The organism is Mesorhizobium sp. B1-1-6, from assembly GCF_006443035.1.
Lineage (GTDB): Bacteria > Pseudomonadota > Alphaproteobacteria > Rhizobiales > Rhizobiaceae > Mesorhizobium.
Genome location: NZ_VFWR01000005.1, coordinates 58,645 through 78,077 on the forward strand (window position 1 = coordinate 58,645; position 19,433 = coordinate 78,077).

The 19,433-nt window shown below is 62.6% G+C and carries 19 protein-coding genes; 7 read left to right on the forward strand and 12 right to left on the reverse strand.

Features of this window, described 5'->3' with window-relative positions; all coding sequences use genetic code 11:
- Nucleotides 1-170 precede the first annotated feature (170 nt).
- Genes pqqB through pqqE form a run of 4 tightly spaced genes read left to right on the forward strand, consistent with a single transcriptional unit; the run spans nt 171 to nt 3,272 of the window.
- Nucleotides 171-1,109 carry a pyrroloquinoline quinone biosynthesis protein PqqB gene (pqqB, locus tag FJ979_RS11700; RefSeq protein ID WP_140498251.1) on the forward strand — a complete coding sequence of 313 codons (939 nt, stop codon included), beginning with the start codon at nt 171-173 and terminating at the stop codon, nt 1,107-1,109.
- Complete coding sequence (pqqC, locus tag FJ979_RS11705) at nt 1,106-1,864, forward strand: pyrroloquinoline-quinone synthase PqqC (RefSeq protein ID WP_140498254.1); 759 nt, start codon at nt 1,106-1,108, stop codon at nt 1,862-1,864. Before pqqB ends, pqqC begins: the two co-directional genes overlap by 4 nt.
- On the forward strand, nt 1,861-2,154 hold the full coding sequence (gene pqqD / locus FJ979_RS11710; protein WP_140498256.1) for a pyrroloquinoline quinone biosynthesis peptide chaperone PqqD: 294 nt from the start codon (nt 1,861-1,863) through the stop codon (nt 2,152-2,154). Before pqqC ends, pqqD begins: the two co-directional genes overlap by 4 nt.
- On the forward strand, nt 2,151-3,272 hold the full coding sequence (gene pqqE / locus FJ979_RS11715) for a pyrroloquinoline quinone biosynthesis protein PqqE (RefSeq protein WP_140566564.1): 1,122 nt from the start codon (nt 2,151-2,153) through the stop codon (nt 3,270-3,272). Before pqqD ends, pqqE begins: the two co-directional genes overlap by 4 nt.
- 9 nt (nt 3,273-3,281) lie before the next feature.
- Here pqqE and folP read toward each other — a convergent pair whose 3' ends face one another.
- Nucleotides 3,282-4,058 (reverse strand): dihydropteroate synthase, encoded by a 777-nt coding sequence (gene folP, locus FJ979_RS11720; RefSeq protein WP_246678461.1) that lies wholly within the window; start codon nt 4,056-4,058, stop codon nt 3,282-3,284.
- Between the two features lie 556 nt (nt 4,059-4,614).
- On the opposite strand from folP, the gene FJ979_RS11725 reads away from it, so the two are divergent.
- Nucleotides 4,615-5,454, forward strand: a complete 840-nt coding sequence (locus FJ979_RS11725) for a hypothetical protein (RefSeq protein WP_140515124.1) — start codon at nt 4,615-4,617, stop codon at nt 5,452-5,454.
- 90 nt (nt 5,455-5,544) lie between these two features.
- On the opposite strand, the gene FJ979_RS11730 is transcribed toward FJ979_RS11725, so the two are convergent.
- Nucleotides 5,545-6,135, reverse strand: coding sequence for a GNAT family N-acetyltransferase (locus FJ979_RS11730; protein WP_140557397.1), 591 nt, complete (start codon nt 6,133-6,135; stop codon nt 5,545-5,547).
- Nucleotides 6,136-6,234: 99 nt separating this feature from the next.
- A complete protein-coding gene (locus FJ979_RS11735; RefSeq protein ID WP_140581047.1) occupies nt 6,235-7,146 on the reverse strand; it encodes a LysR family transcriptional regulator in 912 nt (303 codons plus the stop codon).
- 277 nt (nt 7,147-7,423) lie between these two features.
- Between FJ979_RS11735 and FJ979_RS11740 the strand changes: the two genes are divergently transcribed.
- A complete protein-coding gene (locus FJ979_RS11740) occupies nt 7,424-8,158 on the forward strand; it encodes an SDR family oxidoreductase (protein ID WP_140498268.1) in 735 nt (244 codons plus the stop codon).
- An 86-nt stretch (nt 8,159-8,244) separates the two neighbouring features.
- On the forward strand, nt 8,245-8,847 hold the full coding sequence (locus FJ979_RS11745; protein WP_140498270.1) for an NAD(P)-binding domain-containing protein: 603 nt from the start codon (nt 8,245-8,247) through the stop codon (nt 8,845-8,847).
- A gap of 292 nt (nt 8,848-9,139) precedes the next feature.
- Here FJ979_RS11745 and FJ979_RS11750 read toward each other — a convergent pair whose 3' ends face one another.
- From FJ979_RS11750 to FJ979_RS11790, 9 genes are all read right to left on the reverse strand, one after another.
- A complete protein-coding gene (locus FJ979_RS11750) occupies nt 9,140-10,024 on the reverse strand; it encodes a LysR substrate-binding domain-containing protein (RefSeq protein WP_140581050.1) in 885 nt (294 codons plus the stop codon).
- The gene (locus tag FJ979_RS11755) at nt 10,011-10,850 is read right to left on the reverse strand and encodes an alpha/beta hydrolase (RefSeq protein WP_140581052.1); all 840 of its coding nucleotides are present in this window, start codon (nt 10,848-10,850) and stop codon (nt 10,011-10,013) included. The genes FJ979_RS11750 and FJ979_RS11755 overlap by 14 nt, the downstream gene beginning before the upstream one ends.
- Before the next feature lie 5 nt (nt 10,851-10,855).
- The gene (locus FJ979_RS11760) at nt 10,856-11,962 is read right to left on the reverse strand and encodes a zinc-binding dehydrogenase (RefSeq protein WP_181165318.1); all 1,107 of its coding nucleotides are present in this window, start codon (nt 11,960-11,962) and stop codon (nt 10,856-10,858) included.
- Nucleotides 11,962-13,212 carry an FAD-dependent oxidoreductase gene (locus tag FJ979_RS11765; protein WP_140581057.1) on the reverse strand — a complete coding sequence of 417 codons (1,251 nt, stop codon included), beginning with the start codon at nt 13,210-13,212 and terminating at the stop codon, nt 11,962-11,964. Before FJ979_RS11765 ends, FJ979_RS11760 begins: the two co-directional genes overlap by 1 nt.
- 6 nt (nt 13,213-13,218) lie before the next feature.
- Nucleotides 13,219-14,220, reverse strand: coding sequence for a fatty acid desaturase (locus FJ979_RS11770; protein WP_140581060.1), 1,002 nt, complete (start codon nt 14,218-14,220; stop codon nt 13,219-13,221).
- 97 nt (nt 14,221-14,317) lie between these two features.
- Nucleotides 14,318-15,805, reverse strand: a complete 1,488-nt coding sequence (locus tag FJ979_RS11775) for a sugar ABC transporter ATP-binding protein (RefSeq protein WP_181168589.1) — start codon at nt 15,803-15,805, stop codon at nt 14,318-14,320.
- 5 nt (nt 15,806-15,810) lie between these two features.
- The gene (locus FJ979_RS11780; RefSeq protein ID WP_140581066.1) at nt 15,811-17,361 is read right to left on the reverse strand and encodes an FGGY family carbohydrate kinase; all 1,551 of its coding nucleotides are present in this window, start codon (nt 17,359-17,361) and stop codon (nt 15,811-15,813) included.
- Between the two features lie 16 nt (nt 17,362-17,377).
- A complete protein-coding gene (locus FJ979_RS11785) occupies nt 17,378-18,406 on the reverse strand; it encodes an ABC transporter permease (RefSeq protein WP_140581069.1) in 1,029 nt (342 codons plus the stop codon).
- Nucleotides 18,403-19,401, reverse strand: coding sequence for an ABC transporter permease (locus FJ979_RS11790; RefSeq protein ID WP_140581072.1), 999 nt, complete (start codon nt 19,399-19,401; stop codon nt 18,403-18,405). Before FJ979_RS11790 ends, FJ979_RS11785 begins: the two co-directional genes overlap by 4 nt.
- Nucleotides 19,402-19,433 lie beyond the last annotated feature (32 nt).

A 19,433-nucleotide genomic window follows, 5' to 3' on the forward strand; every position in this document is an offset into this window, starting at 1 on the left:
CCGAAATTACTCCCAAGAGGTAGGCCGCAGAGGTGCGTGTCCCTGGCAACAGGGGCACGCATCCCCGCAAGGGTTTTGGCGAAAGGTTTTGACGCGTGTAGGGCGCGCGCGGCACTTTTCAGGGCTGCAAATTGCCTGCTGGTCAGAGAAGCCGCGGGGCGGGCGTTTTCATGCATTTGAGGATCATCGGATCGGCGGCAGGCGGCGGCTTTCCGCAATGGAATTGTAATTATCGTCTCAGTCGTGCGGCCCGCTCCGGGATGGCTGGCGTGCATTCACGAACCCAATCAAGTGTCATCGCTTCGACGGATGGCGTCGGCTGGGTTCTTTTCAATGCCTCACCCGACATTCGCCAGCAGATCGCGGCAACGCCAGAGTTGCAACCTGCGCGCGACGCGCCGCTGCGTTCGACGCCTATCCGCGCGGTGGTGCTGACCAATGCCGATGTCGATCATATCGCCGGACTGCTCAGCCTGCGCGAGCGGCAGCCTTTCGCCATCTATGCAACGGCGCAGGTTCTGGCGACGCTGGAGGCGAATTCGATTTTCAACGTTCTCGATCCGGCGGTCGTGCCGCGGCGCATCCTGCCGACAGCGAAAGAATTGGTCATCTGCGATGCGGAAGGCAGCGAGACCGGCGTGATGATCGAGAGCTTTCCGGTGCCTGGAAAGATAGCACTCTATCTGGAGGACAAAGACCATCCGGATGCCAATTTCAGCTCCGACGCCGGTGACACGATTGGAGTCCGAATTGCGGGTATCGGCAGCCGCGATTCTGTCTTCTACATCCCGGGCTGCGCGCGCATCGATGCGACGCTGCGCGCGCGTCTTTGCGATGCAGCCTGTCTTCTGTTCGACGGCACTGTCTACACCGACGACGAGATGATCGTCGCCGGCGTCGGTCAGAAAACCGGCGCGCGCATGGGGCATCTGGCGATTTCGGGAGACGCGGGTTCGATCGCCAGCCTGGCCGATGTGAGGCTGGGCCGCCGCGTCTTCGTCCATATCAACAACACCAATCCGATCCTTGACGAGAATTCGGCCGAACACGCGGCGGTCAAGGCGGCAGGCTGGGAAGTCGCAGGCGACGGCATGGAGATGGAATTTTGAACGATTTCCGCGATGCGGCCAAAGGCGGCCTGTCCACGAGCGATCTCGAAGCCGTGCTGAGGCAGGTCGGCGCCGAGCGCTACCACAATCATCATCCCTTCCATCACAGGATGACCAGCGGCGCGCTGTCGAAGGCCGAGATGAAGGCCTGGGCGCTGAACCGTTATTGCTACCAGGCTGTCATCCCGCGCAAGGATGCCATGATCCTCGCACATGCCGAGGATCCGGCGTTTCGCGCCGCCTGGCGCAAACGTATCGAAGACCATGATGGCGAGGACGGCTGGAGCGGCGGTATCGCGCGCTGGCTGCATCTGGCAACCTCACTCGGTCTGGACGCCGAGGCCGTGAAGAGCGAAAGGCTGGCACTGCCGGCGACACGGTTCGCCGTGGGGGCCTACCTCTCCTTTTGCACCAACCGGACGCTGTTCGAGGCGGTCGCGTCGTCGCTGACCGAGATGTTCTCACCGCTTATCATCGGCGAGCGCGTACCGGCGATGCTGGCCAAATACGATTATATCACCGAGGATACGCTGGCCTATTTCAAGCAACGGCCCGAACAAGCCTCGCGCGACGCCGACTTCGCCCTCACCTACGTGCTCAGCCATGCTGATACGGCGGAACGCCAGCAGCAGGCAATAGATGCGCTGGTGTTCAAATGCGATATACTCTGGGCCATGCTTGATGCGCTTCAACACGCCTATGGCGAGCCGGGAAACATACCGCCCGGCGCCTTCCGCCCCGAGGCAGCCCCATGATGCTGCGCGAAAGAGCCTTGGTGTCGCTGCGATCGATACCCTTCCTGCCGAAGCACGTGCGCATACAGTACGATTCCGTGCGGCAGGCGTTCGCCGTGCTTTCACCGGAGAGAATATTCTGGCCGAACGATATCAGCCTCGACATATTGCGGCGCTGCGACGGACGGTCCACGGTCGGCGAAATCATCGCCGGCCTTGCCACGGATTATGAGGCCGAGGAGGAGGCCGTGGCGGCCGACGTCATCGCCTTCCTGCAAGAGTGGTCGGACAAGCTGCTGGTGAAGCTATGAACACGCCCCTCCTCCCTCCTATCGGCATGCTGGCGGAACTGACACATCGCTGCCCGCTGCAATGTCCTTATTGCTCCAACCCGCTCGAATTGCAGAAGGCCAATCGCGAACTCGACACACAGACCTGGCTCAGCCTGTTCTCGGAGGCCGCCGATCTCGGTGTTCTGCAGGTGCATCTGTCAGGCGGTGAGCCGACGCTGCGCCGCGACCTCGAGCAATTGATCGCCGGACTTTCAGCGCGCGGCGTCTATACAAATCTGATTACCGCGGGCGTCGGCATCGCCGAAGGCCGCATCGAAGCATTTGCCGAAGCCGGGCTCGACCATCTGCAATTGAGCTTTCAGGGCGCACGGCCTGAGACCACCGAACGCATCGGCAACCACAAAGGCAGCCACGACAAGAAGCTGGAGACGGCACGCCGCGCGCGAGCTGCCGGCTTGCCTCTCACCATCAACGCGCCGATCCATCGCCATAACATCGAGGAGGTACCGGAGTTCATCGATCTTGCCCTTTCGCTGGACGCGGAGAGGCTCGAGATCGCCAACGTCCAGTACGCTGGCTGGGCTTTGATCAATCGCGATCAGCTGATGCCCGAGCGTGCAGCAGTCGACCGGCAGGCGGAAATCGTCGCGGAAGCACGCGAGCGGCTGGCCGGCATTATCAACATCGATTTCGTGACACCAGACTATTTCGCCATCTACCCCAAACCGTGCATGGGTGGCTGGGCGCGTGACGCGTTCATGGTGGCGCCTGACGGCACCGTGCTGCCGTGCCATGCCGCGCAGACGATCCCGGCGCTCAGCTTCGAGCGTTTCAAACCACACACCCTCTCCTCGATCTGGGCCGATTCGCCGGCGTTCAATGCCTTCCGCGGCACGGACTGGATGCAGGAACCCTGTCGCGGCTGTGAACGACGCGAGATCGATTGGGGCGGTTGCCGCTGCCAGGCGATGGCGATCGCCGGCGATGCCGCCGCAACGGATCCGGCTTGCGCGAAATCGCCGATCCACGCGCGCATGGCGATGCTGATCGACGAAGCCAAGCGCACCGCGACAGTTCCTTCGGAGGACGAACCATTCACCTACAGGCGTATCGGCGTCGTGACCGAGCCCGCCTGACAGGTTCTTTCATTCCGCCGTATTCTCGCGCTCGCGCACTGCGTCGGCGAAAGCCAGGGCATCGCGATTGATCCCGACATTGTGCACACGAAAAATCGAAGCACCCTTCAATCGCAGGATGACGCTGGTTGCCGCTGTGCCAACGTCCCGCCCTTCGTCGCTTTCGCCGACCAGGTGATGGGCAAGGCGCTTGCGCGAGGTGCCGACGAGCCATGGAAAACCAAGAGCGCGCAGTTCGCCGAAGCGAGCCATGAGTTCAAGGTTCTCCTCTCCGCTCTTGGCGAAAGCGAAGCCTGGGTCCAGCACGATGCAGTCGTCCGGAATGCCGGCGTTGCGAGCGATCTCCAGCGATCTGTTCAGAAACAGGAACTGGTCGGCGATTACATCGGCCAATTTTTCCCGGTCGCGCCCGGTGTGCATGATGACGAGGCCAGCGCCGGCTTCCGCTGCGACGTGCGCAATGTCGGGTTCGCGCTGCAGGCCGTGTACGTCGTTGACGATATGTGCACCCGCCGCGACCGCGAGATGCGCCGTCTCGGCCCGATAGGTGTCAACCGAAACGATGCAGTCGCCGTCCGACGACAGCGCCTCGATGATCGGGAGGATACGCGATTGTTCCTCAAGCGCCGAAACGCTGCCGGCGCCGGGCCTGGTGGACTCGCCCCCGACATCAATGATCGCCGCGCCCTCGCCGATCATACGCCGTGCCTGTTCGAGTGCCCGCTCCGGCCGATCGAATTCTCCACCGTCGGAAAAACTGTCCGGCGTAACGTTCAAGATCCCCATCAGTAACGATCTCGCACCAAGATCGAGATACCGTCCATGAGCAAGTTGCCAACGGTTCATCGGGCGAGCGCGGCGAGCATCGACGCCACGCCTCCCTGGTGATCGCTCGGACATAGTCTGCCGGGTGCATTCTCGCGAGGGATGCTGAGCTCCATGCCACGCAATACCGCAGTTGGTGTCGTGGTCATCGTCATTGTGGAATTCGCGTCGTATTCGATCTTTCGGTCGCCCAGGCTATCATAACCCCACAGTGCGAGAAGCGAATGTTCGGGCGCCGCAGGGTGTGCGAAAGCCGCCGAGGAAGGAACCACGGAGATGGCAATGGCAATTTCGATTTTCGGCTGGTGTCGTCAGTTCGGGCCAGAGATTAACGGAGCCATCGCTGCATAGGCGTCTGCCTCAATGAGTATGGACGGATTCACTCATGCGCAATATGTATGAGGATTAAGCCTGCCGTGGCGCTCACATTTTGCCCGCATCGCTAAGGCAAGTAATGCTCGTTCAATGACGCTGCTAACGCCGCCCGCCTAAGTGTCGATATCAGGGGATCTGGTCAATGACCGACAACAAGTCAGACGTTACCAAGGATTGGCAAGCGACGCAGGGCCAGAAGTCCTCCGCCACGCGTCTTCGTCTTTTCGCCGCACTCTCGTGGATCGTCGCCATTGGCGGCGAAATCTACGGGATTATGCTGCTTCGCCAGAACAAATTCGATCAGGCACACCTGCCGCTGATCATCGGCCTTCTGGTCGGCATCGCGATTTTCGCAATCGCCGGCAACTTGCTGTGGAAGGCGGCAAACAGGCATGATCCGGCCCGTGCATCCGACACGGCCAGGTTCTTCTTCCAAAACCAGCTCGGCGCAATCATCACGCTGATTGCCTTTCTCCCGCTGGTTTTCCTGATCCTCACCGACAAAAACATGGATCCGCGGACCAAGAAGGTTGCCGGCGGCGTCGGCGCTGCGCTGGCCGTGCTCGCGACGGTCATGGGGATCAGCTTCAAACCCCCGTCGGTCGAACAATACACCCAGGATATGAACGCATGCGCAGCCCAGATCAAGTCGGGGCAGCCCACCACCGCCTGTTCCCCCGACGTCGCCGCTCAGGCGCAGGCGATCGCGACGGACACCGCGGCGGTGGCGGCGGCGACGCGAGACGCGAGCCACCCCGCAGGTCAGGATGTCGTCTACTGGATCGCGCCCGAAAACGGAGCCGCGAAGTCCACCGAGCCGCATGTTTTCCACCTCTGCGCAGGCGTGAGTCCGCTGAAGGACAAGACCGTGAATAGTGGCTCCGTGACGGAAGCCTACGCACAGAACGCCGTCCGCATCACGAAGCAGATCGATATGGAACAGAAGCAGTGCGGGTTCACTGCCACAACCAGCACCAATTGAACCTGCCTGCGCTCGATCGCGTCCAGCCGTTGGTCTTGTCGAGAGAATGGCGCGCAAGCGCAGATTCAGTATCGACTCGCCGGAGCAACGCTATTGGGCATGGCTCAGAGCCCTAGCAGTCCGCATCGCGTTGCTTGCCAACAGTGACGGCCCGATGTCTCGGTCGAGCGTAAAGCGCTCGCAACGCTCGCCGTCGGACTCATCGATGAAGCTCTCGACATGTTTGAATCCAAGCTTCGCAAATATCCGCACCGAGGCAAAATTGCGCGCCGCCGCTTCGCCCGTCACCCGTTCAAGCGCCAGAGTTTCGAAAGCGTAGCGGAGAACTTCGCGCGCCGCCTCGCTGCCCAGTCCGTGCCCCCAATGCGCACGCGCGAGCACAAATCCCAATGCGGCTGCCTTGGCGTCGGTTGCGCCGAAGGACAGGGTTATTGTCCCGATCGCTTCCGAAACTCCTACTTGATCTATGGACCACTGGATCGCCGTACCGTCAGCGAAACGCTGACGCGAACGGGCGAACCATCGCTCGCCCGCGCTTATGTCGTCGGGAACAGGATCGCCGGCAAGAGAGGCGGATTCGACATCCGTCGCGCGCGCAAACCATGCCGGGATATCCCGTTTTCTCGGCGCCCGAAGCACGAGCCTTGGTGTCGTGAGCTTGGGAAATCGGACAGTTTCCATCGAAGCATTTTCCACCTGAGGCGGCGCCAATGATAGCCGGAAAGCGGCAATCATAAGCAGCCGGCAAGCCCCCCGGAAAGCCGTCGGCAAGGCAGGCCGTCAACCCGCCAGGCGTCGGTCGCGCGATATGGACAGTCCCGCGAGAAGCGGAGCGTACGCGGCGAGCCTGCGGGATACGAATTCCGTGAAGAGCCGCACGCGCTTCGTCTTGCGTGTCTCCCCCTGCGTGAGAAGCCAGAGCGTTCCGTACATGTGCAGGTCGGTACCCGGCACCCTCACCAGCAGGGGGTCGGCATCTCCGACGAAGCACGGCAGTGTCGTGATCCCGAGCCCTCGCCGTACCGCAACGATCTGTGCCTCGGCGTCCGTGGTCCTGAATGGAACCTCCGTGGTGCGAACCTCGCCCTCGCGAGCCCAGTCCGGAATTCCATGAATGCTTATGACGATCCACCGGACGGGATCGGGCGCGCCCGCATGCCAGGCGGCAAGTCGATCGCGGGACATATAGACGCCGCCGAACAACTCTGGCCCCTTCAGGCCGTGAAGATTGAGCGGCAGGGTTTTGCGGTCATAGACGACGCGGATCGCCACGTCGGCCTCTCGGTTGGTCAGATTTGCCAGCTCCCCGGACGACAAGACGTCCATCTCGATGTCCGGATGCAGACGCGCGAACTCGGCGAAATCAGGCATGAGCAGGTGTGTCGCAAGGGTCGGAGCCAATGTCACCCGCAGAAGCCCGCGCACGCTCTGGTCGCGCCCGAAGACGCGTGTCTCCAACTGGTGCGACGACGCTTCCATCTGGTTCGCGAGCTCGAGCACCTCCTCGCCCGCAGCCGTCAGGCGGTAGCCCGAAGGCAGCTTTTCGAACATCTGCGCCCCAAGGCGTTCCTCGAGCTGTGCAACGCGTCGCAGCACGGTCGAGTGGTTCACACCGAGGCGCTCGCCGGCGGCCCGCACCGAGCCTCCGCGCGCCACGGCCAGAAAATAGCGAACATCATCCCAGTCGATCATGGCGCGATCCCGCACCGCGCGGTGCGCTTTCCAAAGCCCGTATCCAACGCAGTCGTACACCAGTGTGGGCGGTTATCATAGCTTATGTCGACGAGCGCGGCCCAATTCCGAACGACGGACACCGATTCGTCGCGGCTGGCGGCAGTCGTCCGACCGGATCGATTTTGCACCACCGATGTGCGCACTTCCGCACTCAAAGCCTGACCCCTGCAGACTTATTTCCAGGCTCTCGGGGTTCTTCCCGAACGATCAAAGGCAGAGCCTGGAAGGAAAAGTCATGGGAAAGCTAAACGGGAAGGTTGCAGTCATCACCGGCGGCGCTACCGGCATCGGCCGCGCCGCGGCAAAGCGCTTCATCGAGGAGGGCGCCTTCGTCTTCATCTTCGGCCGCCGGCAGGAAACGCTCGACGCGGCTCTGGCCGAGCTCGGGCCAAATGCCCGCGCGGTGACGGGCTCGGTCTCGGATGAGGCCGACCTCGACCGACTCTACGCGACGGTGAAGGCCGAGCGCGGAACCCTCGACATTGTCTTCGCCAATGCCGGGGCGGGAAGCCAGCTTGCGCTCGGCGAGATCACCGCCGAGCACATCGACGAAACCTTCGACACCAATGTGAAGGGTACGATCTTCACTGTCCAGAAGGCGCTGCCGCTGATGGGCCAAGGCGGTTCGATAATCCTGACCGGATCGAGCGCCGGCACCACGGGCGCCCCGGCAATGAGCGCCTACAGCGCGAGCAAGGCGGCAGTGCGCAACCTCGCGCGGACCTGGGCGGAGGACCTGAAGGGCACCGGCATCCGGGTCAACGTGCTGTCGCCCGGGGCGACCGCCACCGAACTCGCGAAAGAAGCGCTGGGCGAGGAGGGCCAGAAGGTCTTCGCCGCGATGACACCGCTCCAGCGAATGGCTGATCCGGCGGAGATCGGGGCCGTCGCCGCCTTTCTCGCGTCGTCGGACAGCAGCTTCATGACCGCCAGCGAGGTCGCCGTCGACGGCGGCCTTGCGCAACTCTGAGGCGCCACGCCCGGCCGGCACTCCATTCAATTAACCAGCGCCGTTGAGGGCCGGGAATCGACATCAACACGGATCGGAGAAGTATTATGAGCTATGCGATTGTAGGATTCGGTAAAATAGGCCAGGCCCTCGCGCAGGCCTTCGCCCGTAAGAACATCAAGGTGGCCGTCGCAAGTCGCCGGCCGCCCGAGGCATTGGCGCCGCAGGCTCGGGCAATTGGACCCACGGTCATCGCCAAGTCGCTGCGGGATGCGCTCGAGGCCGACACAATCATCTTGGCGGTCCCGTTCTGGGAGCATCGCGAGGTCGCGAAAGCCCTGCCGAACTGGGAAGGCAAGACGGTCATCGACGCGATGAACACTTTTGGAGTTCTCCCCGAAGAGCTGGACGGTCTGCCGTCCTCGGCCTTCGTCGCGAAGGCGTTCATCGGCGCCAAGCTCGTCAAAGGGTTCAATCACCTGGCTGCGGCCACCCTGGCTGCCGATCCGATCGTCGAGGGCGGCCACCGCGTGGTTTTCCTGTCGAGCGACGACGAGGACACGACCGCTCCCGTGGCGGCCTTGGCCAAACAACTCGGGTTCGCACCCGTCAAGCTGGGAAAACTCGACGAGGGTGGCGCGCTTGTGCACGCACGCGGCCGCACTTGGGGCCATCTCATCTTCCAGGATTTGTTCAAGAAGGAGCAGTAATCGATCTACGACCGCGTGATCGACGCTGGTCGCGCGCTAACTTCTTCGAGCAGCGCGCGACCGAATATTTGAAGACCACAAGGTCGCGAAGGCTGGCGTGGGATTGACGGCGTATGGGCGCCGTTCGAAGAGCGGGGAGCGGCCAAGCGTGCGCCATGCGGCGGCCGCAATTGGTCGTAGAGCTTTGGGCTGCGGACTGACCGATTGCGCCGGCAGCAATGCCATGCGGCGGCGCGAAAAGGCACTTGGTTGCTGGGCAACGCCCTAAAAGGGCGGAAGTACCGCGGTCAGTCTAATGATCCCTGACCAGCTGCATGAAAGCCTCTATCGGACGTAGCGTTTGGCGAACCTTCAGACACGCCGCGAAGGATTGCGTGAACGGCTTGTGATCCGAGATCGAAAGCGCCGTCAAACGATCGTCCGGAAGGTACTCGGTCCTGGAAACAATGCCGGCGCCAAGGCCGGCGGCGACAGCTTCACGAACGCCGTCGCGTGGAATTTCCATCACCACATTGGGCCGCACGCGATTCCTATCGAGTACCTCTTCCAGTGCGCGCCGTGTCATCGAGCCCGGTTCGCGGAAGATCAGGCGCTGCCCGTCCAGTTCCTCCAACTCGATCTGCTGGCGCCCGCCCCAGGGGTGGTCGCGATGCACGAAGATGATCACTTCATGGCTGCCGAGTTGGACAAGATCGAGACGCGGATCATCATAGTCGCGGCCGATGATGGCGACGTCGACCTCGTAGTTCAGCAATTTGTTATAGATGACATCGGAATTACCGCTCTCGAGGAAGACCTGCATCAGCGGGTATTTCGCGTGGAAGGCACTGAGCAGTTCCATGACAAAGAACGGGCCAACGGTGCCGACGCGCAGCTTGCCCGATATCTGGTTGCCCTCGGCCTGCAGAATGCCGACCGCCTGCTCCTCCAGCGAGAAGATCTGGCGGGCAACGATAAGCAGCGCTTCGCCTGCGTCGGTGAGCTTGAGGCCGCGCGGCGAACGCAGGAAAAGCTGAACGTCGTATGTTTCCTCCAGCGCCTTCACTTGCGTCGTCACTGTCGGCTGACCGACACACAGCAGATCGGCCGCCTTGGTGAAACTCAGTTCGCGTCCCACCGCATAAAATGAACGCAGCTGGCTGAAATTGACGAAATGCAGCTTGTTAGAGCCACTCAACCCGTTTCTCCTCCCTGCGGAACGCTTGCGCCAACCGCATGATCCCTTCGGCTATTTCCGACCGCTCCTCCAGCAGATCGCATAGGACCGTGTAGTGGTTTTTGTCCCGCAGCGAAACCAGTTCGGCATGCTGGCCGGCTGCACGCCAATATTCGACGAACTGTCGCGACTGCCGCGCAAAGTCCGATGTTTCGGCGGCCCCGACAAAGGCCGTCAACGGGCAAGCCATCGGCCGGCGGCGTATCGGGCTGAGTTTTGCGGCTCGCTCCTGATCCAGCTCCAGAGCCGCATTGAGCGACGTTTCCACCAGAGGCTCGAGATCGAAGATGCCGCTGATCGGCGCACAGGCCGCGAGCGCCACATTCGCGGCGAGGCTCGTCATTGCCAGCATCGCGGCGAGATGCCCTCCCGCCGAATGGCCAGTCGCGATCCAGAACGGCGGCGGCGGCCGGAGCGCTTCCAGGACCATTGGCAGGCAGCCGCGGACGCTTTCGACGATCTCCGCGACGCCGGCAGCCGGCGCAAGCGGGTAGTTGAGCAGCGCCACCGAGAAACCACGCGGCACGAGCGCCGCCGCGACGAACGAATAGCGATCCTTGTCGAGGCTCTGCCAATAGCCGCCGTGAACAAAGACGACCAGCGGCGCGCCGTCACTTCCTGGAAACAAGTCGAAGATCTGGCGAGGATGCGCGCCATAGGGCACGTCGCGGCGGCATGGAAAGGAAGCGCGCGCTGCGGCGCTCGCCTCGTCGAACCGGCGATAAACATGCTCGCGCTCCGGATAACGGTCGCGGAAGACGTAGCCAGCTTCATTGGCAAGCCCCATGCCGCTCACTCGAAGTGGACGACACTGCGAACAGTTTCTCCCGCCCGCATCAGGTCGAAGCCGCGATTGACCTCATCGAGCGCAAGCGTGTGGGTGATCTGCCGGTCCAGATCCAGCCGACCCTCCATATAGAAGTCGATCAGGCGGCCGAGCCCGCTGCGCCCCTTGACGCCGCCGAAATAGCTGCCGCGGATGCTCCTCCCGTAACGGACACCGACCGGCGGAAAGCCCAGTTCCGTACCTGGAGGCTCGACACCGAGCAGCACCGCCGTACCCCAGGCAGGCTGGCAGCAGTCGAAAGCTTGGCGCATGACCGGGACAATGCCGGTGCATTCGAAAGCCACGTCGACGCCGCCGTCCGTCAAGTCGCGGATCGCCTGCACGACCTTTGCGCCTTCGCGGCCGGCATTGACGAAGTCGGTCATGCCGTAGGCTCGGGCAAGCGCGTTCTTGCGATCGGTGACATCAATGCCGATGATAGTCTTGGCGCCCGCCAACCGCGCACCCTGCACGACATTGATGCCGATGCCGCCCAGACCGAAAACGGCGACGGCGTCGTCTTCGCGAATTTCGGCCAGCGCGGCGCCCACGCCGGTAGTGACGCCACAGCCGAACAGGCAGACTTTATCAAGCGGGGCATCCGGCCGTATTTTGGCCAGTGCGATCTCCGGGACAACCGTATAACGAGACAGTGTCGATGTTCCCATGAAATGATGCACGGGCTGGGTCTCGAATGCGAAACGCGACGTGCCATTCGGCATCACGCCTCTGTCGCGCGTCGGCTTGATCGTCCAGCAGAGATTGGTGCGGCCGCTGCGGCACATCCGGCAATGCATGCACTCGGGACCGTAGAGCGGGATAACGTGATCGCCGGGTTTCAGGTCGTAAACCCCCTCGCCCACCTCGAGCACGCGACCCGCGCCCTCATGGCCCGGGATCAATGGATAGACACAGGTCGCGTTGACGCCTTCCAGCGCGGTCAGATCGGTATGGCAAAGGCCGGAAGCGACAATCTCGACCAGTGCTTCACCATGGCCGGGCGGCGCCACCTGGACCTCTTCGACGGCCAGTGGCTTGTTCGGCTCGAAACAGATCGCGGCGACAGAGCGGATCACAATGCCAGCCTTTCAGGCTGAGCTGCGCCAAATGCCGCAAACCCCTTCCCTGCGAGTTCGGCAGGATTCAGTCGGCCGCCGGTCCTGATCGTCTCGCGAGCGATGCGGATGTCGCGTCCGCAGGCGACGCCGATAGCGCCGACAAGACGCTCCGCATCGGCAAAGTAGGCGAGATAGGTGCGGTCGCCCGGCCTGCCGCGCTCATAGGCGGGTTCCCGATCGCCTGGTATTCCCGCAATCTGGATGTTCAGGTCGTATTGGTCGGTCCAGAACCACGGCACCTCGTCATATGACGCCGGGGTGCCGCAGATCTGTGCGGCGACGATGCCGCCCTGGTCTTCGGCGTTCTTCCAGGATTCGAGCCTCCAGCGCCTACCGAACAGACGATTCTCATGCGAGGCGACGTCCCCGGCGGCGAAGATATCGGGATCGCTGGTCTGGCCGAACTCGTTGACCACGATGCCGTTGTCGACGTCGAGCCCGGCATCGCGGGCGAGCTGATCGTTCGGTGTTCCACCGATGCCGACAAGCACGACGTCGGCCTCGATCTGGGTGCCATCGTTCAGTCGGAGCAATGTCTTGCCGCCCAACGGCTCGGAAGCAGCGACCTGCCTGCCGCAGAGAATCCTGACGCCCGCCTGCCGATGAACGCCCGCCAGCCATTGCGACATATAAGGCGGGAGCAGCCTGCTCAGCGGACGATCCGCTGTTTCCAGCACCGTCACGGTCGCACCGCGCTTCACTGCGCTCGCCGCGACTTCCAAACCGATGAGCCCTGCCCCCACCAGCACCACCGAAGAGCCGGGCAGGATGCGGTCGCGCAAGTCGAGCGCGTCCTGAAACGAGCGGAGATAGGCGACCCGGTCCGCGACCGGCTCCAGCGATTCGATGCGGCGCGGCGAGAGCCCGGTCGCGAGCACCAGCTTGCGGTACGACAGCCCGCTGCCATCGGCCAGCATCACCGCCTTGGCCTGCCGGTCGATGCTGGTCGCCTCGGCACCGAGATGAAACCTGACACCGAGCTCGCTCCAGCGAGCCGGCGGCAGAAGATAGGCGTTCGCCGGAACCTCGGCCGCGGTCAGCACGCTCTTCGATAGCGGCGGGCGCTCATATGGCAACTCGTGTTCGATCCCGATCACATCGATCGGGCCAACGAAGCCACCGTGCCGCAGCCGCTCGGCGGTACGACCGCCGCCATGTCCTGCGCCGACGATCACCACGCCGGCCGTTCGTCCCAAACCAGCCACGGCCGATCAAGCCTCCTGGCCGGCTGGTGCGGCGCCGGGACGATCGTTCTTCAGCACTTCGCGGATTATCTCGCGATGCACCTGGATGTATCCCTTGCTGACGCATTGCAGATGCGGCGAAACCTCACTGTGAAGGTCGCCGAGCGCATGGAACGGCACGGACGAGGCCAAGTGGTGCTCGGCGTGGAACGGCATGTTCCAATAGAGCATCCGCAGGACCGGATTCGCCAGGGTGGTGCGGGTGTTGGCGAGCAGGTTAGGGCTTTCTTCCGCACCGGTATGCTCGGCCATGCGTATGGCGCGCAGCACCGGTTCGCCCATGATGCGCGGTAGCAGCCAGTAGACCAACGCGATCGTGCTTCCGTAGTAGATCGAGAAGACAGCGACGACGACGTAAGCCAAGACCAGCAGCCGGATCTCCAACATCACCTGCTTCCAGACGGATTCCGGCAGGAATTCGCGCTCTTCTTCGGTGAAGCGCCCGATCGAGCCACGCCATAGGGTACCGGCGAGCTTGGGCCAGAAGGACAGGCCGAGTATCTGCCCGAAATAGTCGCGCAGCGAGGTGGGGAACGGCACGATATCGGGATCGTGGTCCTCGTGCTGGGTGTAGGTATGGTGCGCGGCATGGCGGTATTTGAAATACAGAAAGGGCCGGAAGGTGAACGCGGCGACGGCGAAGCCAATGAGGTGATTGATCCAGCGCGAGTGAAAGGCCGTGCCGTGCGAGCATTCGTGCAGCGGTGCAAACAACAGCACGATAACGACGCCGTAGACGAACATCGCCGGTATCTGGAGCCATGGCGTGCCTGACGACAGATAGACGGCGAGAGCGCCAAGCACCAACGCGCTGATGTGCACCGCGAGCCGGACAAGGCCCGGTCCGTTGGTGCGCGTGCGAAGCCTTTTCAGCTTGTCACGCGAAATGATCTCGGGTCCCGTCAGCGGCCAAATCTTGCTGCCGATGCCGCCGATGCCCGCATAGCTGGCAGAATTATCGCCCTGCATGCCGATCCTCCTTCAAATTAATCGTTATCGAGGAGACCTACCGACCCGGATGGGAAATAGAAAATTCATTGTTTCCATACCGTTATCGATCCTGCGTTCAGGCGACGAAACAATGAGCTATCGCCTCGGCCGAGAATTCCTTGCGCTGGAAATGCCCGGTTATCCGACCACGGCTCATGACCAGGATACGGTCGCAAGCGTCCATCATTTCCTGCAGCTCCGTGGTGAGCAGCAGCACCGCTTTGCCTTCATCGGCAAGGCCCTGGATCGCACGCCAGATCTCGAATTTCGCGCCGACATCGACACCCCGCGTCGGATCTTCGGCGATTACGATATCGCCGCCGCGCGCAATCCATTTGCCGATGACGATCTTCTGCTGGTTTCCGCCCGAGAGCTGGGAAGCGGGCTGCGACAGGCCGCTGGCCTTGATAGCAAGCTTGCGCACCAGGTCATTGGCTGATGCATTTTTCCGTCGGCGCTTGAGAAAGCCGCGGCGGCCAAAGCTGCGCAGGACCGTCAGCCCGAGATTGTCGCCGACGCTCATCGGCAGGACCAGCCCCTCACCCTTGCGGTCGGCCGGCATGAAGGCGATGCCGGAAACGATTGCATCGCGCGGTGAGCGAAACGCCACGCTCTTGCCGTGCACAAGAATTTCCCCGCGGTCGATCGATGAGGCGCCGAAGATCGCACGCGCGACGGCTTCACGCTGGCAGCCAAGCAGGCCGGCGATGCCGACGACCTCGCCGGCACGCACCTCAAGGGATATGTCGTCAAACACCCCGGCCTTGCCGATCGCCTTGGTCTCCAGGGCGACGGAACCTTGCCGGCGCTCCTTGTAAGCGCTCTGGCCCGGCTTGTGCTCGCGCCCAACCATCAGAGAGACGAGCGCCGTCTCGTCGAGGTCGGCAACGTCGCGCGTGCCAACGACACGGCCGTCGCGCAGCACGGTCACGCGATCGGCTATGTCCAGCACCTCGCCGAGCCGATGCGAGACATAGACTATGCCGAGGCCACTTGCCTTCAGCTTGCGGATGACGGCAAGCAGGTGACCCACCTGATCATCGTTCAACGAAGCGGTCGGCTCATCGAAAACCAGCACTTTCGGCCGGCTTGCCAGCGCACGGCAGATCTCGACGATCTGCTGCTCGTTCAGACTGAGTTCGCCGACCGGACGCGAGGGATCGAGGCTGACATGGATTTCGTCGAGGAGTTCCCGCGCCATGCAGTTGAGCGCCGCCCGGTTGTTGCGGCCGAAGCGGGCCGCGGGCTCGCGGCCGAGGAAGATGTTCTGGGCGACGCTGAGGTTCGGGCACAGCACCAGTTCCTGGTGGACCAGAGACAGTCGGTTCGCCAACGCGACCGTCGGATCGCTTAACACGACCGGCTGGCCATCGATGCGGATCTCCCCGCTGTCCGGCGCGATCAGGCCGTTCATGACCGACAGCAGCGTCGACTTGCCCGCGCCGTTCTCGCCAACCAGTGCATGCACCTCCCCGGCCTTCAGGTCGAAGGTGACGTCGGCCAGCGCGACCACGCCGGGAAACGTTTTGCGGATCGACTGGACCTCGAGCAGCGGGGTATCCATCGCTGTCATCCCGAATGGTATTGGTTGAGCAGGGCGCGATGACGATCCATGTCGCCACGCAAATTCTGATAAATCGAGGACCAGACCTCGAAGAAATCCTGGTAGCGCTCGTGCAGCTTCGGATCCGGGTCGATTGTCTCCTTGATACGCACGATGCTTTCGAGGGGCTCGATCGGCGACTTGTATATGCCAGCCGCAACGCCCGCGAGGATGGCGTCGCCGATGGGCGCTGCTTCGCCGATGTCCGGCACCTTGAGCGGCAGATTCACGACGCTGGCGGTGATCTGGTTCCAGAAACGGCTCTTGGTCGGGCCGCCGTTCAGGATCAGCCCATCGACATTCACGCCGGCCTGATTGGCGATACGCACGTTCGAGTACAGGTCGAATGCAACGCCTTCGATAAGCGACCGAATGAAATGCGCGCGCGTCGTCGTCGGGCGCACGCCGAAGAAGACACCCGCGGCGCTGCTGTTCCAGTTCGGCGACAGCGTATTGCCGAGATACGGCAAATAGAGCAGACCGTCGGAACAGGCGGGCACATGCTTGGCCTGCTCTGTGAAAAGATCGAAGACATTGTGACCCATGCGCTCGGCCAGCCGGAACTCGGAATCCCCGAACTGGTCGCGAAACCATTTCAGCGATGCGCCGGTGAAGGCCATCGGCCCGTCGAACATGGTCAGGCCGGGCAGTACGTGCGGCCATTTCAAGATGCGATATTCGTGGACGTCCTGCTCGGTCGGGATCATGATGCCGAGGTTCGAGCCAGTGCCCATCGAATAATAGGCCTCGCCGGCCTTGGTTACACCAACGCCCAGTGCCGCCGAGCTGATGTCGGTGCCGCCGGCCGCCACGATGGTGCCGGGGCGCAGTCCGGTCTCTTCCGCCGCCTGCCTGGTGACTTCGCCCACCACCTCGTGAGACTGGTATAGGCGTGGGAATTTCTCCAGTGGGATGCCGATCGCCGTAGCAATGGATTCGTTCCAACGCTCCTTCTGGTACTCGTACGCATAGGCCAGGCCGGCGTCACCGGTGTTCATCGTGAAGTTGCCGCACATGCGGTAGGTGCAGTAGCCGGATGGCGACAGGAACTTGTGCGTTGCGTTGAAGATGTGGGGCTCGTGTTTCTTGATCCACAACGCCTTGGGATCGATGAACCATGGGGCGACGCGGTTACCGTTGTTCTTGTTGATGGTCGCCTCGCCGACGCTGCGGCGAATATCCTCGCATTCTTCTTCCGAGCGGGAATCCATCCATATCATCGCCGGACGCAGCGGCTTGCCCTGATCGCTGACCGGCAACGTGACGCCGACCAGGCCAGACAGCGCGATCGCCGCGATGTCGTCGGAAAACCGGCCCTGCTCCAGGCACTGCCTGACGGCTGATACGACCGCCCCCCAATAGTTCGAGGCTTCCTGTTCCGCCCATCCGGGGAACGGATGGAACAACGGATGCTCCTGCGAGCCGAACGCCACCACCTTTCCCGTGTTGGTATCGAGGATCGCCGCCTTGACGTTGGTCGTGCCGATGTCGATGCCGAGCGTTAGATGTCCGCCCATGAAATGCCTCTCCCCATTATGGATGTGTCTTCTTGCGGCTCATCTTCGACAGGCCGACCGATGCGATGAGTGCGATGCCGACCGCGAGGTTCTGATACCAGGTGCCGACGCCCCAGATCGCCAGCAGGTTCAAGCCGGCGGCAAAGGCAACGCTGCCGAGCAACGTGCGCCATGGCGACCCGACGCCCCCTGAAAGCGCTGTTCCACCGATGACGGCGATGGCGATGGCCGTCAGTTCGTAGCCTGCCGCAAGCGGTGCGTCGACCGACTTCAGCCGCGCCGTAAAGACGACGCCGGCAATGGCGGCGCAGAGCCCGCTGATGACGTAGGCCAGCAGTACGTAGCAATCCGTCTTGATGCCGGCATAGAGTGCCGCTTTCTCGTTGCCGCCGATGGCGTAGAGGCGAGCGCCGCGCACAGTTCCGTTGACGAAGGCGATGAGCGCCAAGAGCACCGCAAGGAAGATCAGGAAGCTCACCGGCATACCGAGGATCTTGCTGTCGCCGATCCAGCCATAGAATGGCGCCTTGAGGTAATAGGGATGGCCGTTGGTGAGCACGTAGTTGAAGCCGCGCAGCGCGGTCAACGAGACCAGCGTCATGATGAAGGACGTAACCTTCAAGTAGGCAACGCCGACGCCGTTGATAGCGCCGGCGATGATGCCAGTCGCAAGCGCGATCAGAATCACCGGCACGATCGGCCCCGCATAGGTGTTGCCGCGCACCAACCAGCGGCTGCCCAGCATCGGCCCGATCTCCGCCATCACGACCACGCCGACAATGATCGAAAAGATCATCAGCGCCGCCACGGAGAGGTCGATGCGGCCGGTGAGCAGCACCACCGTCATTCCGAGCGACAGCAGTCCGATGACGGCCACGTTGCGCATCAGGTTTTCGAGATTCAGCGCGGTCAAATAGTATTCGGAGGTCAGCGCGCCGACCAGGAAGATAACAGCGATCAACCAAACGATCGGGTCGCGGAGCAGACCCTGCGGAAATGGGGCTGCACGGGACGACGACGGACCGGACAGTTCAATGGCACTCATTTCGCGATCCCCCGCTGCCGCATGCCGGGCAAGACCACCGCCAGGATGACCGCCGCGGTTACCACCTGCTGCAGGTATATGCTGACGCCAAACTGGTTGAGGAGGTTGTTGACGATACCGATGATGAGGGCGGCAACCAAAGTGCCCGCGATGGAACCTGAACCGCCGGCGAGTGCCGCGCCGCCCAATACCGTCACCGCCAGCACCGAAAGCTCCATGCCTTCAAGCCCGGCAGGATTGATGTAGGACAGCCGTGCGCTCTCCAGCATGCCGGCGAGCGCGGCACAGGCGCCCGAGATAATGAAGACAGTGGTGCGTACGCCTACGACATTGATGCCTGACAGCGCGGCGGCCCTGACGTTCCCGCCGGTGGCGTAGAGTTCGCGACCGAAGATCGAATACTTGGTCAGCGCGATCGCGGCGACGCCGAGAACGACAAGCAGCACGACCGGGACCGGAATGCCGGCGATATTGCCACGGCCAAACCAGAGGTAAGCACTAATGGCTTCGGGATAGAGCGCCTGCCCGCCGGACGCTATGTTGGCGAGCGCGCGACTTATCCCCAGCATGCCAAGCGTAGCGATCAGCGACGGAATGCCCAAGACGGCGACAAGCACGCCGTTCATCAAGCCGACGACCAGCCCGGTGAGAAGCGTAGCGCCGATGACCAGCACCGCCGATCCGGTCGGAATCAGCAGCCCTCCCACGACACAAGAGAGGATGGCCGCGCCGGCGACGGAAAGGTCGATCTCGCCGGTAATGACGACCAGCGTCATGCCATAGGCCATGATGCCGATCGCGGCCACAGCCAGCAGGATCACGTGGATATTGGCAAGGGAAAGAAAGGACGGCGCGATCACCTGCCCGAGGATGACGAGAGCTGCCAGCACCGCCACCCGGCTTATCGCTCCGATGCTCAGATGCCGACAAGCATCGGAAGGCCGTGCCGACAACGCGGGCTCGACCACTTTTGTCTCAAGAGTATTCATCGTCATGACGCACTCGCCTGCCTTGGATCAGCAACCGC

What these genes read in the sequence shown, in the direction of transcription:
- FJ979_RS11785 (WP_140581069.1), bottom strand. Translation starts at nt 18,406, where the DNA reads ATGAGTGCCATTGAACTGTCCGGTCCGTCGTCGTCCCGTGCAGCCCCA.
- pqqD (WP_140498256.1), top strand. Translation starts at nt 1,861, where the DNA reads ATGATGCTGCGCGAAAGAGCCTTGGTGTCGCTGCGATCGATACCCTTC.
- FJ979_RS11745 (WP_140498270.1), top strand. Translation starts at nt 8,245, where the DNA reads ATGAGCTATGCGATTGTAGGATTCGGTAAAATAGGCCAGGCCCTCGCG.
- FJ979_RS11725 (WP_140515124.1), top strand. Translation starts at nt 4,615, where the DNA reads ATGACCGACAACAAGTCAGACGTTACCAAGGATTGGCAAGCGACGCAG.
- FJ979_RS11770 (WP_140581060.1), bottom strand. Translation starts at nt 14,220, where the DNA reads ATGCAGGGCGATAATTCTGCCAGCTATGCGGGCATCGGCGGCATCGGC.
- pqqE (WP_140566564.1), top strand. Translation starts at nt 2,151, where the DNA reads ATGAACACGCCCCTCCTCCCTCCTATCGGCATGCTGGCGGAACTGACA.
- FJ979_RS11730 (WP_140557397.1), bottom strand. Translation starts at nt 6,135, where the DNA reads ATGGAAACTGTCCGATTTCCCAAGCTCACGACACCAAGGCTCGTGCTT.
- folP (WP_246678461.1), bottom strand. Translation starts at nt 4,058, where the DNA reads ATGGGGATCTTGAACGTTACGCCGGACAGTTTTTCCGACGGTGGAGAA.
- FJ979_RS11780 (WP_140581066.1), bottom strand. Translation starts at nt 17,361, where the DNA reads ATGGGCGGACATCTAACGCTCGGCATCGACATCGGCACGACCAACGTC.
- FJ979_RS11755 (WP_140581052.1), bottom strand. Translation starts at nt 10,850, where the DNA reads ATGGGGCTTGCCAATGAAGCTGGCTACGTCTTCCGCGACCGTTATCCG.
- FJ979_RS11735 (WP_140581047.1), bottom strand. Translation starts at nt 7,146, where the DNA reads ATGATCGACTGGGATGATGTTCGCTATTTTCTGGCCGTGGCGCGCGGA.
- FJ979_RS11790 (WP_140581072.1), bottom strand. Translation starts at nt 19,401, where the DNA reads ATGACGATGAATACTCTTGAGACAAAAGTGGTCGAGCCCGCGTTGTCG.
- FJ979_RS11740 (WP_140498268.1), top strand. Translation starts at nt 7,424, where the DNA reads ATGGGAAAGCTAAACGGGAAGGTTGCAGTCATCACCGGCGGCGCTACC.
- pqqB (WP_140498251.1), top strand. Translation starts at nt 171, where the DNA reads ATGCATTTGAGGATCATCGGATCGGCGGCAGGCGGCGGCTTTCCGCAA.
- FJ979_RS11775 (WP_181168589.1), bottom strand. Translation starts at nt 15,805, where the DNA reads ATGGATACCCCGCTGCTCGAGGTCCAGTCGATCCGCAAAACGTTTCCC.